Origin of the sequence: Microvirga splendida (assembly GCF_016427565.1) — a bacterium.
In the GTDB taxonomy this organism is placed as follows: Bacteria; Pseudomonadota; Alphaproteobacteria; order Rhizobiales; family Beijerinckiaceae; genus Microvirga; species Microvirga splendida.
Genome location: NZ_JAELXT010000005.1, coordinates 1 through 13,173 on the forward strand (window position 1 = coordinate 1; position 13,173 = coordinate 13,173).

The window sequence follows — 13,173 nt, forward strand, 5'->3', positions numbered from 1 at the left end:
GACGCCTCGCGAGCGCGCCCCTCGAAGGGCGGGAATGCACAACGATATAGCCGAGCTTGGCACATCTGTCAAGAACATAGTGAGAACATGCGCCACCTTCCCTCTCCCCTTTAGCGGGAGAGGGTGGCCTGCGCAGCAGGTCGGGAGAGAGGCCGTGCTCGACTGGGACTGCCCCTCTCCCGGCTCGCTCCGCTCGCCACCCTCTCCCGCAGAGGGGAGAGGGTTCCTGCGCCCTATCCTGCCCGCGATCCCGGATCGCCGCTGCGCTGCGTCCGGGATGACAATGGTAGGGATGACACCGGGACATCCCCTCTCCCGGGCGGGAGAGGGGCAGGGGTGAGGGCATGTGGCTGCACCAGCAAGGCGTCGTCCCACTGCAGCATGCCACGCGCAGCATCTTGTCCGGCACCGGCCTTCCCTCACCCCAGCCCTCTCCCTCATGGGAGAGGGGAGAGGCGCCATGCTGGTTTCAGGTCCCGCCCGGTTGCCCCCGAGCGCCGAGAAGGCCGTCGATTCCGGCTGCGATATGGTCTACGCAATGATTGAAGTCATTCGGCCAAGGCCTACATGGCTGACAGCCCCTGCCATCCCGAAGCTCAGCATGCCCGTCAACACACATTCGTACGCACCTCGCATGCTCGGGCTTGACGGTCTTGCAGCAGCTTCAGGGGAGGCGCATGCCCGCCGCCCCGGCGGTGAAACCCAGGACCCCGGCTACCGGCCTGCCGACGGGAGGGGCCGGGCCGATGCACGATAAGGTGGCGCCTCCTTCGAGCTTCCTCACCGGAGGCGGTGAGATGGGCGCGCTCATGCGGGCCCATGACTGGTCCTCCTCGCCCCTCGGCCCGCCCGAATACTGGCCGCAGAGCCTCAGGACCGTGGTGAGCCTGATGCTCACCTCCAAGTTCCCCATGTTCGTCGCCTGGGGGCCGCAGCTCGCCTTCCTGTACAACGACGGCTATGTGCCGATCTTCGGGGCCAAGCACCCGCATGCCCTCGGGCTGCCGTTCCGCGAGGTTTGGTCGGACATCTGGACCGACATCGAGCCGCTGGTCACCAAGGCGCTGGCGGGCGAGGCATCGTTTCACGAAGACCTCCACCTCGTGATGGAGCGCAACGGCTACCCGGAAGACACTTGGTACACCTTCTCCTACTCGCCCGTGCGCGACGAGACCGGCGAGATCGCGGGCATGTTCTGTGCCTGCACGGAGACGACGCAGGAGGTGAAATCCCGCGCGACCCTCAAGGCTGAGCAGGACCGGCTTCGCGAGCTCTTCCAGCAGGCCCCCGGCTTCATGGCGATGCTGCGCGGCCGGGAGCATGTGTTCGAGCTGGCGAACGACGCCTATCTTCAGCTCGTGGGCCACCGCCGCGACATCGTCGGCAAGCCAGCCCGCGAAGCCCTGCCCGAGGTCCAGGGCCAGGGGTTCTTCGAGCTGCTCGATCAGGTTTATTCGTCCGGCGAGCCGTTTCTCGGGCGCAGCCTTCGCGTCGGGCTTCAACGCAAGCCGGGAACCCCCGCCGAAGAGCGCTTCGTGGACGTGATCTACCAGCCCGTCACCGACAAGGGCGGGCAGGTCACCGGCATCTTCGCGGAGGGCTACGATGTCACGGAGCGGGTTCAGGCCGAGGAGAGCCTGCGCGAGAGCGAGGCCCGGTTCCGCAACCTCGCCGACAATGCGCCCGTCATGGTTTGGGTGACGGAGCCGGACGGCACCTGCATCTATCTCTCCCGCTCCTGGTACGAGTTCACCGGCCAGACGCCGGAAACCGGCCTCGGCTTCGGCTGGCTCAATGCCGTCCACCCGGACGATAGCGGCTGGTCGGGCGAGGCTTTTCGGGCCTCCAATGCCGCCCATGAGCCGTTCCGCGTGGAATACCGGCTCCGCCGGGCCGACGGCACCTACCGCTGGGCGATCGATGCCGCGGCGCCGCGCTTCAGCGAGGACGGCACCTATCTGGGCTATGTGGGCTCCGTGCTCGACATCACGGATCGCAAGGAGATCGAGGACCGCCTGAGCGCGAGCGCGGCGGAGTTCCGCACCCTGACCAATGCCGCGCCCGCGCTGGTCTGGGCCTCCGCGAACGACGGCAGCATCATCTACATGAACGAGCGCTGGCACGAATATACCGGCCAGAGGGTCGAGGACGCGATCGGATTCGGCTGGACCGCCATGATGCATCCCGAGGATGCAAAGCGGATCCTGCCCTACTGGCAGCATTGCCGCGAGACCGGCGAGACCTATGAGGGCGAGGCTCGCTACCGCCGCCGGGACGGGGAATACCGCTGGCATACGTTCCGCGCCCTGCCGCATGCGGGCCCGGACGGGGCCATCGAGAAGTGGTTCGGCCTGAGCGTGGACATCCACGAGCGCAAGCAATGGGACGAGCACCGGGAGCTTCTCATCAACGAGCTGAACCACCGGGTGAAGAACACGCTCGCCATCGTGCAGTCGATGGCGTCGCAAAGCCTGAGGCAGGTGAGCGAGGAGAACCGCCCGCAGGCCAAGGCCTTCGAGGACCGCCTGTTCGCCCTGGCCCGCGCCCATGACGTGCTCACCCGCGAGAACTGGGAAGGGGCGGAGCTCCGAGAGATCATCAAGGAGGTGGTCGAGCCCTATCTCCGGCAGAAGACGAAGCACATCGAGATCGAGGGGCCGCGCCTGCGCCTGATCCCACGCACGGCGCTCGCCATCGCCATGGCGACCCACGAGCTGGCCACGAACGCTGCGAAATACGGGGCGCTCTCCGTCCCGTCCGGATGCGTCTTCATCACCTGGACGATCACGTCGGACGAGATCCCGCGTCTGGAGCTGCGCTGGCAGGAGCGGGACGGCCCGCCGGTCGTCGCCCCGACCCGCCGGGGTTTCGGCACCCGGCTGATCGAGCGGAGCTTGGCCACCGACGTGGGCGGAGACGTCCGCCTGACCTACGAGCCTGCCGGAGTCGTGTGCGTGATGAACGTTCCGCTGAGCGACGAGGGCGGGGCCGCGGATCACCCTTCACGTCAGTAGGGAAAGTCCAGCCCCGGATCCGTAACGATCCGGTTCAAACCGCGACTAAGGCTTGTCAGGGCCGGTTCATGAGCTTCCTGGCTTCCCTCTCGGGCATATTGGAGGAAAGCAGGCAGCGCTCCTCGCCCTTCGCGCGACATGCCTTCAGCCGCTGCGCAACGTTCTCGAGTTCCGTATAAGGAACATAGCTTCGTCCTTCACCGCAGCTGCTTTCGTCCACCTTCGGACGCGATGCGACGAATTTGGTCTCACCGCCGGTGTTGATGCTCCGCCCGATGGAAATCGTGACGCAGCGCATCCCCGTTTCTGCCTTTTCCATGCTGTCGAGAAGCCAGTCCTTGGCGATCAGCCTTTGTCCCAGGCTGTGGGTGCGAACCGGATAGCGCACGAGAACACTGCTTGAGGCGCCGAGAAGACCTCGGCCTGACCGGACCTCGGACGAGATTTCGGCCGGGCCGATGGAATCCCGTACATAATCCGCCACAAGGTGAGGCGCTGCCTTCATGCGATAGTCGGGCGGAAGATCGACCGGATCGTTCAACGCTCCGGAACCTGTGCCGGTGCCCTGGCATGCGGAGAGGAGAAGGAGAATGGCTGCAGGGAGAAGGAAACGCATCTAAATGGCCTTGGAAAGTATCTTGAACTCAGTCGAGATAACATTGCTTCGGCCAGGAAAAAAAGTAGCCCGGGATGCGGCGGTGTGACCCGCCGCGTCCCGGGCCCTATGGTCAGTAGCCTCTTACAGCCCCAGCTTCTTCTTGCGCTGCGCCAGTGTCCGCAACCGCAATGCGTTGAGCTTGATGAAGCCGGCGGCGTCGCGGTGGTCGTAGGCGACGGCGCCTTCCTCGAAGGTCACGAGGTCCTGGTCGTAGAGGGTGTAGGGGCTCTGGCGGCCGATGAGGTGGACGCCGCCCTTGTAGAGCTTGAGCGTGACTTCGCCGGTGACGAAGTCCTGGCTCTTGTCGATCATGGCCTGCAGCATCTCGCGCTCCGGCGAGAACCAGAAGCCGTTGTAGATGAGCTCGGCGTATTTCGGCATGAGCTCGTCCTTGAGGTGCGCGGCACCCCGGTCGAGGGTGATCGACTCGATGCCGCGATGGGCGAGATGCAGGATCGTGCCGCCCGGGGTCTCGTACATGCCGCGGCTCTTCATGCCCACAAAACGGTTCTCGACGAGGTCGAGGCGGCCGATGCCGTTGATCTTGCCCAGCTCGTTGAGCTTCGCCAGCAGGTCGGCCGGGCCCATCTTCTTGCCGTCGATGGCGACCGGGTCGCCCTTCTGGAACTCGATCTTGATGACGGTCGGCTTGTCGGGCGCGGATTCAGGTCCGTCGGTGCGCGAATAGACGTAGTCCGGCACTTCCATGGCCGGGTCCTCCAGCACCTTGCCCTCGGAGGAGGCGTGCAGGAGGTTGGCGTCGACGGAGAAGGGAGCCTCGCCGCGCTTGTCCTTGGCGATCGGGATCTGGTGCTGCTCGGCGAAGGCGATGAGCTGCTCGCGGGAGCGCAGGTCCCACTCGCGCCAGGGGGCGATCACGGTGACGTCGGGCTTGAGCGCATAATAGCCGAGCTCGAAGCGCACCTGGTCGTTGCCCTTGCCGGTGGCCCCGTGGGAGACGGCGTCGGCGCCGACCTTCTCGGCGATCTCGATCTGCTTCTTGGCGATCAGCGGGCGGGCGATGGAGGTGCCGAGCAGATAGAGCCCCTCATACTGGGCGTTGGCCCGGAACATCGGGAACACGTAATCGCGCACGAACTCGTCGCGCAGGTCCTCGATGAAGATGTTCTCCGGCTTGATGCCAAGAAGCTCGGCTTTCTTGCGGGCGGGCTCCAGCTCCTCGCCCTGGCCGAGATCGGCGGTAAACGTCACCACCTCGCAGCCATAGGTGGTCTGCAGCCACTTGAGGATGATGGAGGTGTCGAGGCCGCCCGAATAGGCGAGCACGACCTTGTTCACGCGCTTGTCGGCCATGGCAAAGGTTCCAGAGAGAAAGGGTGCTGGCGACTTAAAACGGAACCCCAATTCACGCAACGGGCAATTCGCGAACCGGCATGCTTCCCCTGCAATCCTGCCCGGAAGGCCGAAGCCTGCCGTAACCCAGCGGAATGGACTAGGTCTGTGGTGGAGCGAAAGGCCGGCCTCGGGAGTTGGCCTGGTTCCTCCGGGTTTTTGGTTGCGAAGGACGCCCATGCACCGTCAGCCGGTTCTCGAGTTCTGGTACGAGTTCGCCTCGACCTATTCCTATCTCGCCGCCATGCGCATCGAGGCGGCGGCGGAGGCGGCCGGGGTGGAGCTCGTGTGGCGGCCGTTTCTGCTGGGGCCGGTCTTCAAGGCGCAGGGGTGGGAGACCACCCCTTTCAGCCTCTACCCGGCCAAGGGCCGCTACATGTGGCGGGACATGGAGCGGGAGGCGGCGCGGCTCGGGCTGCCCTTCTACCGGCCGAAAACCTTCCCGCAGAACGGGCTCCTGGCCGCGCGGGTCGCGCTTCTCGGTTCCGACCGGGGCTGGACCCCGGCCTTCACCCGGGCGGTCTACACGGCCCAGTTCGCGGAATGCCGCGACATCGCCGACCCGCAGGTGATCACGGACATCCTGGCCGCCTTGAGCCTCGACGCCGAGACCGTTCTCGCCGAGGCGCAGGCCGAGGCCAACAAGCTGCGTCTGCGCCGGATGAACGAGGAGGTGCAGTCGCGAGGCCTCTTCGGCGCCCCCACGTTCTTCGCCGAGGACGGCGAGATGTTCTGGGGCAACGACCGGCTCGACCAGGCCCTCGACTGGGCCGTCACCCAGGCCCGGCGCGGGCAGTGGCCGGGCTGAAGGCCCCGATGCGGTTAAAACCTTGAAAGCCTTGTGATCCGGGGCCAATTGGGTTAAGACAACCCCCATCCGACAGGACAGTGACGGTTTCGATTGTCAGGGTGCGTGTTCCGCGCCCTCGCGGCGTTCCGAAAAACCCTGTCGGATAAAGCGTTTCCATCCGTCGGTGATACGCCGGCCTGCTCTGCGGAGCAGTATGCCTCGGACATGGCCCTGAAGGGGCGTCTCAAGGCAGCGGCGGCTGGAAACGGCCCGTTAACACGAGCCGCCGGCGTTGCCCCTTGAACGAGGGCCATTCAGGAGAACCTATGTCTGCAGCTTTGCAACAGCCGAGCCGTGAAGATTTCGCGGCCCTGCTCGAAGAATCCTTCCGCACGAACGAGATCAGCGAAGGCTCGGTCGTGAAGGGCAAGGTGGTCGCGATCGAAAAGGACGTCGCGGTCATCGATATCGGCGCCAAGACCGAAGGTCGCGTCGCTCTCAAGGAATTTGCCGGCCCGAACCGCGACCAGACCGTGGTCGTCGGCGACGAGGTCGAGGTCTATGTCGAGCGCATCGAGAATGCGCTGGGCGAGGCCGTCATCTCCCGTGACAAGGCCCGCCGCGAAGAGTCGTGGGTGAAGCTCGAGAAGGCTTTCGAGGCCGGCGAGCGCGTCAACGGCACCATCTTCAACCAGGTGAAGGGCGGCTACACCGTCGACCTCGACGGCGCCGTGGCGTTCCTGCCGCGCTCCCAGGTCGACATCCGCCCGGTGCGCGACGTCACCCCGCTCATGGGCGTGGCCCAGCCGTTCCAGATCCTCAAGATGGATCGCCGCCGCGGCAACATCGTCGTGTCGCGCCGCACGGTCCTCGAAGAGAGCCGCGCCGAGCAGCGTTCCGAGCTCGTGGCGAACCTCGAAGAGGGTCAGGTCATCGACGGCGTGGTCAAGAACATCACCGAATACGGTGCGTTCGTTGATCTCGGCGGCATCGACGGCCTGCTGCACGTCACCGACATGGCATGGCGCCGCGTCAACCATCCGTCCGAGGTCGTAACCATCGGCCAGACGGTGAAGGTGAAGATCATCAAGATCAACCACGAGACGCACCGCATCTCGCTGGGCATCAAGCAGCTGCTGGCCGATCCGTGGGAGGGCATCGCCGCCCGCTACCCGGTCCAGGCGAAGCTGAAGGGCCGCGTCACGAACATCACCGATTACGGCGCGTTCGTTGAGCTCGAGCCTGGCATCGAAGGCCTGATCCACGTCTCCGAGATGTCCTGGACGAAGAAGAACGTCCACCCCGGCAAGATCATCTCCACCTCGCAGGAGGTTGAGGTCGTGATCCTCGAGGTCGACCAGGTGAAGCGCCGCATCTCGCTGGGCCTGAAGCAGACGCTCCAGAACCCGTGGGAGGCCTTCGCCGAGAAGCACCCTGTCGGCACCGAGGTCGAGGGCGAGGTGAAGAACAAGACCGAGTTCGGTCTGTTCATCGGCCTCGAGAACGACGTCGACGGCATGGTCCACCTCTCGGACCTCGACTGGAACCGCCCGGGCGAGCAGGTCATCGACGACTTCAAGAAGGGCGACATGGTGCGTGCCCAGGTTCTCGACGTGGACGTCGAGAAGGAGCGCATCTCGCTCGGCATCAAGCAGCTGGCCGGCGATCCCTTCGCCGAGGCCGGCGAGCTGAAGAAGGGCCAGATCGTCACCTGCGAGGTTCTCGAGGTGAAGGACGGCGGCCTGGAAGTGAAGATCGTCGACACCGACCTCTCCACCTTCATCAAGCGCAACGAGCTTGCTCGTGACCGCGCCGACCAGCGCCCCGAGCGCTTCGCCACCGGCGAGAAGCTCGATGCCCGCGTCACGCAGTTCGACCGCAAGGCCCGTCGCGTCACCGTCTCCATCAAGGCCCTCGAGGTCGCTGAGGAGAAGGAAGCCATGGCTCAGTACGGCTCGGCCGATTCGGGTGCGTCGCTCGGCGACATCCTCGGCGCAGCCCTGAACAAGGCCGGCAAGAAGTAATCGGGTTCGACAGAACCTTGATGGAATCCCCGGGCCGAAAGCCCGGGGATTTTTTTGTGTCGAATTGCCCGTTCGAGAGATCGTGCGGGTTCTCTAGGGCAGGACGGTTGCCACGATGGGCCGTTCGGGTGCCGATGGAACGTGAACCGCCGGAGCATCGAGCCATGAATGAAGACCGCTCCAAGGGCTGGCTCGCCCGCATGCGCGGCTGGGCCCGGAGCATCAAGGCCGATGTCGTGGCCCTGACCCTCGCTGTCCGGGATCCGCGCGTCCCCTGGTACGCCAAGCTGGTGGCCGCCCTGGTGGCGGCCTACGCCCTCAGTCCCATCGACCTCATTCCGGATTTCATCCCGGTTCTCGGCTATCTCGACGACGTCGTCCTCGTTCCCCTGGGCATTCTGCTGGCGGTCAGCCTGATCCCGCGCCCCCTGATGGGGGAGCTTCGGGACAGGGCGCGGGCCATCGCGGAGCGGCCGGTCAGCCGCGGGGGCGCCCTGTTCATCGTGGCTCTCTGGATCGCCGCGGCTCTGCTGCTCTGGGCCTTCTGGCCCGGTCTCCGCGCGTAGCGGCCCGGCGATCCTGCCGCTCGGCCCAGGTTTTTGTTGGTCTGATCCCTTGCTGCCCTATCTGTCTTCGCAATAGGGTGCAGCCCACATCACCCAAGACAAGCACGAAACCCAAGACAAGCACGAAGCAAGAGACGACCAGATGTCCATCGATGCCGAAGCCATTGCCGACCGCCGTCGCCTGCGCCGCAAGCTCTCCTTCTGGCGGGTGGCGGGCTTCCTGGCGCTGATCGTCGCCGTTGCCGCCATCGGCTATGCCGCCGCCGACCGGGCGGGCTACAGCGCGATCCAGAACCAGATCGCCCGCATCTCCGTCGACGGCGTGATCACCGGCGACACGCGCATGGCCGACCTGATGCGGCGGGTGGGCGAGTCGAGCGCCGTCTCCGGCGTGGTGATCTCCATCAACAGTCCCGGCGGCACCACGACGGGATCGGAGGAGCTCTTCCGCAACATCCGCCGGCTCGCCGAGAAGAAACCGGTGGTCACCTTCGTGGACGGGACGGCGGCCTCCGGCGGCTACATCACGGCCATGGCCACCGACTACATCGTGGCCCGCGAGACCTCGATCGTGGGCTCCGTCGGCGTGCTGTTCCAGTATCCCAACCTCACGGGCCTCATGGACCAGATCGGCGTGAAGGTGGAGGCGGTGAAGTCCGCCCCGCTCAAGGCGGAGCCGAACCCCTTCACGCCGACCACGCCCGAGGCGCAGGCCGCCATGCAGGCGGTGGTCAACGACACCTTCGAATGGTTCAAGAACCTGGTGCGCGAGCGCCGCCGCCTCACCGAGGCCGACATGGCCATCGTGTCCACCGGCCGGATCTTCAGCGGCCGCCAGGGCGTGCCCCTCAAGCTCGTCGACCGGATCGGCAGCGAGCGCGATGCGGTGGCCTGGCTCGAGAGGGAGAAGGGCGTGGCCAAGGACCTGCCGATTCGCGACTGGGAGCCCCGGTCGGATCGGGACATCTCGATCTTCGCCATGGGAGCGACCGTGGCGGATCTCTTCGGTTTCGAGAGGGTGGCCGAGACCTTGCGCCGGACATCGGCGCATGCGGAGATCGCGCGGCTTGACGGCCTCCTGGCTGTCTGGCAACCTTTGGAAAAATAAAGCAACGTCAAAGATATAGCTCATCCATGATAAAATCCGAACTCGTGCTCAAGATCGCTGAGCAGAACCCGCATCTCTACCAGCGCGACGTGGAGAAGATCGTGAACGCGATCCTCGACACGATCGCGGATGCGCTGGCCCGAGGCGACCGGGTGGAGCTGCGCGGCTTCGGGGCTTTTTCGGTCAAGAAGCGCGATGCCCGCACGGGCCGCAACCCGCGCACGGGCGAATCCGTTTCCATCTCCGAGAAGGTCGTCCCGGTCTTCAAGACGGGCAAGGAAATGCGTCAGCGTCTCAATGCCCCGGCTCCGAAGATGATGAAGGCGGCGGCTGCCCAATAAATTTCGAGAGGTGTTCGTGATTCGCTTTCTGAAGGCGCTCATTCTCCTGCCGGTCGCCATCCTGATCGTCCTGCTCGCGGTGGCGAACCGGGCTCCGGTGACCCTGTCCCTCGACCCGTTTTCGCAGGAGGCGCCGGAATTCGCGTTCCAGCTGCCTCTGTTCGCCGTGATCTTCGCCGCCGTCATGCTGGGCGTGCTGATCGGCGGCACGGCGAGCTGGCTCGCGCAAGGCAAGTACCGCAAGTCCCGCCGGCGGCTCCGCCGCGAGACGCGGCAGCTGCGCCACGAGACCGAGCGCCTGAAGGCGCAGACGCCCGCCACCACGACCCTGCCGGCCACCGTTTCGCCCGCGCCAGCCCGCGGCTTCTGAGACCAGCCGGATCATGCGCGTCGTCACCTCCGCCGAGATCGATCGGGTTCTCACCTTTCCGGCCCTGATCGATGCCCTGGCCGAGGCCTTTCGCGGCAGCATGGTCACGCCGGTCCGCCACCACCACGAGGTCGAGCGTCCCGGCGCCCACGGCACCCTGCTGCTCATGCCGTCCTGGACCGGGCCTGCCGTGCAGGACGGCTTCCTCGGCGTGAAGGTCGTCACCGTCTTCCCTGAGAACGGCACCAAAAGCCTGCCCAGCGTGATGGGCTCCTACCTGCTCATGGACGGCACCACGGGCGAGCCGGTCTGCGTGCTCAACGGCGCGCGGCTCACCGTCTGGCGCACGGCCGCGGCCTCGGCACTCGCGGCCCGCATTCTCGCCCGCGAGGATGCAGGCCGCATGGTGATGGTGGGGGCCGGGGCGCTGGCGCCCTTCCTCATCCGCGCCCATATGAGCCAGCGACCGATCCACGAGGTGGCGCTCTGGAATCACCGGCCCGAGAAGGCCGAGGCCCTGGCGGCCGAGCTTGCCCGCGAGGGCCTGCCGGTCACGGCTGTGACCGATCTGGAGGCGGCCGTGCGCGAGGCCGACCTCGTCTCCTGCGCGACGCTCTCGACCGCGCCCGTCGTCAAGGGCGCCTGGCTCAAGGAGGGCGCGCATCTCGATCTCGTGGGCGCGTTCAATCTCAAGATGCGTGAGGCCGACGACGAGGCCCTGCGCCGGGCGCAGGTGTATATCGACACCCCGGCCGCCAAGTCGGAGGGCGGCGACGTGGCCCTGGCCCTGCACCGGGGCGCGATCACGGACGATCACATCCGCGGCACCCTCACGGACCTGTGCCGCAACCCGCCGCACCGGGGGCACGCCGTCGTCACCGCCTTCAAATCGGTGGGAACCGCCCTGGAGGATCTGGCTGCGGCGATGCTGGTGTGGCGCTCCCTGGCAAAAGCGGTGTAAAAGCGCTCTCCATGGACAACCTGGTGAAAATCTGCGGGCTCTCCACGCCCGAGACCCTCGATGCCGCCCTGAACGCAGGCGCGGACATGGTCGGCTTCGTGCGGTTTCCCAAGAGCCCCCGCCATGTGAGCCTCAACCTGGGCCATAAGCTCTCTCTCCAGGCCAAGGGGCGGGCGCAGCGCGTCGTCCTGCTGGTCGATCCCGGCGACGAGGACCTCGCCCAGGCCGTGGAGGCCCTCAATCCCGACCTGATCCAGCTGCACGGGAGCGAGAGCCCCGCACGGGTGGCCGAGATCCGCTCCATGGTCCGGCGGCCGGTCATGAAGGCTCTCGGCGTGGCGGAGCCGTCCGACCTCCAGGCGCTCACCCCCTATGCGGGCGGCGTCGACCACATCCTGCTCGATGCCAAGCCGCCCCGCACGGCCGAGGCCCTGCCCGGCGGCAACGGGGTCGCCTTCGACTGGCGCCTGCTGAACGGGCTTGACCGCAAGGTTTCCTTCATGCTGTCAGGAGGCCTCGACCCCGACAACGTGGCGGAGGCGATCCGGCTCACGAAGCCAGGGGCGGTCGACGTATCGTCCGGGGTGGAAGTCGGACCGGGCCGCAAGGATCCGGCCAGGATCGAGGCCTTCATCAGGGCCGCCCGGACAGCATTCGCCGCTGCCCACCACTAGAATGTTGACGGCACGTTCCGTTCCGGGCGTGCCTTGAAATCCGAAGGCAGGACAGGCCGTGTCAGCTCAAGCCCAACCCAATTCCTTCCGCACCGGCCCCGACGAGCGCGGGCATTTCGGCCAGTTCGGCGGACGTTTCGTCGCCGAAACCCTGATGCCGAACATCCTCGAGCTGGAAAAGGCCTACGAGGATGCGCGGAACGACCCGTCCTTCCACGCCGACATGGCGAACTACTCGACCCATTACATCGGCCGCCCGAGCCCGCTCTATTTCGCCGAGCGCATGACCGACCATCTTCGTGATGTTTCTGCGGCCTCTGGCCGCTCGGGCGGCGCGAAGATCTACTTCAAGCGCGAAGAGCTGAACCACACCGGCGCGCACAAGGTGAACAACGTGCTGGGCCAGATCCTGCTGGCGCTGCGCATGGGCAAGAAGCGCATCATCGCCGAGACCGGCGCAGGCCAGCACGGCGTCGCCACGGCCACGCTCTGCGCGCGCTTCGGGCTCGAATGCATCGTCTACATGGGTGCGGTCGACGTGGAGCGGCAGAAGCCCAACGTGTTCCGCATGAACATGCTCGGCGCCAAGGTGGTGCCGGTGCAGTCCGGCACCCGCACCCTCAAGGATGCCATGAACGAGGCCCTGCGCGACTGGGTCACCAATGTGGAAAGCACCTTCTACTGCATCGGCACGGTCGCGGGCCCGCATCCCTATCCGGCCATGGTGCGCGACTTCCAGTGCGTGATCGGCAACGAGACCCGCGAGCAGATGATGCAGGCGGAAGGCCGCCTGCCGGACTCGCTCGTCGCCTGCATCGGCGGCGGCTCCAACGCCATCGGGCTATTCCACCCGTTCCTCGACGACAAGGAGGTCGAGATCTACGGCGTGGAGGCGGCCGGCCACGGCCTCGACCAGCTCCACGCGGCCTCGCTCACGGGCGGGCGCCCCGGCGTGCTGCACGGCAACCGCACCTACCTGCTCATGGACCGCGACGGCCAGATCGCCGATGCGCATTCCATCTCGGCCGGCCTCGACTATCCGGGCATCGGGCCGGAGCATGCCTGGCTGCACGAGATGGGCCGGGTCAAGTACATCTCCGCTACCGACCAGGAGGCGCTGGACGCCTTCCAGCTCTGCTCGCGCCTGGAGGGCATCCTGCCCGCCCTCGAGCCCAGCCATGCGCTCGCCAAGGTGATCGAGATCGCGCCGACCAAGCCCAAGGACCACCTGATGGTGATCAACATCTCAGGCCGCGGCGACAAGGACCTGTTCCAGATCGCCGAGCATCTGGGCAATCAGATCGTCTGAAGCCT

At 66.2% G+C, this 13,173-nt stretch carries 12 protein-coding genes; 10 read left to right on the forward strand and 2 right to left on the reverse strand.

Going from position 1 to position 13,173, the window contains the following annotated elements; genetic code table 11:
• Window positions 1-677: 677 nt before the first annotated feature.
• Window positions 678-3,014 carry a PAS domain S-box protein gene (locus JAO75_RS06830; protein ID WP_199047771.1) on the forward strand — a complete coding sequence of 779 codons (2,337 nt, stop codon included), beginning with the start codon at window positions 678-680 and terminating at the stop codon, window positions 3,012-3,014.
• A gap of 55 nt (window positions 3,015-3,069) precedes the next feature.
• Here JAO75_RS06830 and JAO75_RS06835 read toward each other — a convergent pair whose 3' ends face one another.
• Together JAO75_RS06835 and JAO75_RS06840 are read right to left on the reverse strand one after the other, a co-directional pair.
• Complete coding sequence (locus JAO75_RS06835; protein ID WP_199047772.1) at window positions 3,070-3,630, reverse strand: hypothetical protein; 561 nt, start codon at window positions 3,628-3,630, stop codon at window positions 3,070-3,072.
• Window positions 3,631-3,753: 123 nt separating this feature from the next.
• Window positions 3,754-4,986: an argininosuccinate synthase gene (locus JAO75_RS06840; RefSeq protein ID WP_199047773.1), complete on the reverse strand. Its 1,233-nt coding sequence runs from the start codon at window positions 4,984-4,986 to the stop codon at window positions 3,754-3,756.
• A 217-nt stretch (window positions 4,987-5,203) separates the two neighbouring features.
• On the opposite strand from JAO75_RS06840, the gene JAO75_RS06845 reads away from it, so the two are divergent.
• The 9 genes from JAO75_RS06845 to trpB all read left to right on the forward strand — a co-directional run bounded on the left by JAO75_RS06845 (window position 5,204) and on the right by trpB (window position 13,168).
• Window positions 5,204-5,833: a 2-hydroxychromene-2-carboxylate isomerase gene (locus JAO75_RS06845; protein ID WP_199047774.1), complete on the forward strand. Its 630-nt coding sequence runs from the start codon at window positions 5,204-5,206 to the stop codon at window positions 5,831-5,833.
• A 308-nt stretch (window positions 5,834-6,141) separates the two neighbouring features.
• A complete protein-coding gene (gene rpsA / locus JAO75_RS06850; protein ID WP_199047776.1) occupies window positions 6,142-7,839 on the forward strand; it encodes a 30S ribosomal protein S1 in 1,698 nt (565 codons plus the stop codon).
• A gap of 164 nt (window positions 7,840-8,003) precedes the next feature.
• Window positions 8,004-8,405 (forward strand): YkvA family protein, encoded by a 402-nt coding sequence (locus tag JAO75_RS06855; RefSeq protein WP_199047778.1) that lies wholly within the window; start codon window positions 8,004-8,006, stop codon window positions 8,403-8,405.
• Between the two features lie 142 nt (window positions 8,406-8,547).
• A complete protein-coding gene (gene sppA / locus JAO75_RS06860; protein WP_199047780.1) occupies window positions 8,548-9,513 on the forward strand; it encodes a signal peptide peptidase SppA in 966 nt (321 codons plus the stop codon).
• Between the two features lie 26 nt (window positions 9,514-9,539).
• Window positions 9,540-9,854 carry an integration host factor subunit beta gene (gene ihfB / locus JAO75_RS06865; protein WP_199047782.1) on the forward strand — a complete coding sequence of 105 codons (315 nt, stop codon included), beginning with the start codon at window positions 9,540-9,542 and terminating at the stop codon, window positions 9,852-9,854.
• 16 nt (window positions 9,855-9,870) lie between these two features.
• Window positions 9,871-10,224 (forward strand): lipopolysaccharide assembly protein LapA domain-containing protein, encoded by a 354-nt coding sequence (locus JAO75_RS06870; RefSeq protein ID WP_199047784.1) that lies wholly within the window; start codon window positions 9,871-9,873, stop codon window positions 10,222-10,224.
• 13 nt (window positions 10,225-10,237) lie between these two features.
• Window positions 10,238-11,185, forward strand: coding sequence for a bifunctional Delta(1)-pyrroline-2-carboxylate/Delta(1)-piperideine-2-carboxylate reductase (lhpI, locus tag JAO75_RS06875; protein WP_199047786.1), 948 nt, complete (start codon window positions 10,238-10,240; stop codon window positions 11,183-11,185).
• An 11-nt stretch (window positions 11,186-11,196) separates the two neighbouring features.
• On the forward strand, window positions 11,197-11,859 hold the full coding sequence (locus JAO75_RS06880; RefSeq protein WP_199047787.1) for a phosphoribosylanthranilate isomerase: 663 nt from the start codon (window positions 11,197-11,199) through the stop codon (window positions 11,857-11,859).
• Window positions 11,860-11,917: 58 nt separating this feature from the next.
• A complete protein-coding gene (trpB, locus tag JAO75_RS06885; RefSeq protein ID WP_199047788.1) occupies window positions 11,918-13,168 on the forward strand; it encodes a tryptophan synthase subunit beta in 1,251 nt (416 codons plus the stop codon).
• Window positions 13,169-13,173 lie beyond the last annotated feature (5 nt).

Coding starts and splice junctions, on each gene's coding strand:
- JAO75_RS06855 (WP_199047778.1), top strand. CDS start 8,004: ATGAATGAAGACCGCTCCAAGGGCTGGCTCGCCCGCATGCGCGGCTGG.
- lhpI (WP_199047786.1), top strand. CDS start 10,238: ATGCGCGTCGTCACCTCCGCCGAGATCGATCGGGTTCTCACCTTTCCG.
- JAO75_RS06835 (WP_199047772.1), bottom strand. CDS start 3,630: ATGCGTTTCCTTCTCCCTGCAGCCATTCTCCTTCTCCTCTCCGCATGC.
- JAO75_RS06830 (WP_199047771.1), top strand. CDS start 678: ATGCCCGCCGCCCCGGCGGTGAAACCCAGGACCCCGGCTACCGGCCTG.
- ihfB (WP_199047782.1), top strand. CDS start 9,540: ATGATAAAATCCGAACTCGTGCTCAAGATCGCTGAGCAGAACCCGCAT.
- JAO75_RS06880 (WP_199047787.1), top strand. CDS start 11,197: ATGGACAACCTGGTGAAAATCTGCGGGCTCTCCACGCCCGAGACCCTC.
- JAO75_RS06845 (WP_199047774.1), top strand. CDS start 5,204: ATGCACCGTCAGCCGGTTCTCGAGTTCTGGTACGAGTTCGCCTCGACC.
- sppA (WP_199047780.1), top strand. CDS start 8,548: ATGTCCATCGATGCCGAAGCCATTGCCGACCGCCGTCGCCTGCGCCGC.
- JAO75_RS06840 (WP_199047773.1), bottom strand. CDS start 4,986: ATGGCCGACAAGCGCGTGAACAAGGTCGTGCTCGCCTATTCGGGCGGC.
- rpsA (WP_199047776.1), top strand. CDS start 6,142: ATGTCTGCAGCTTTGCAACAGCCGAGCCGTGAAGATTTCGCGGCCCTG.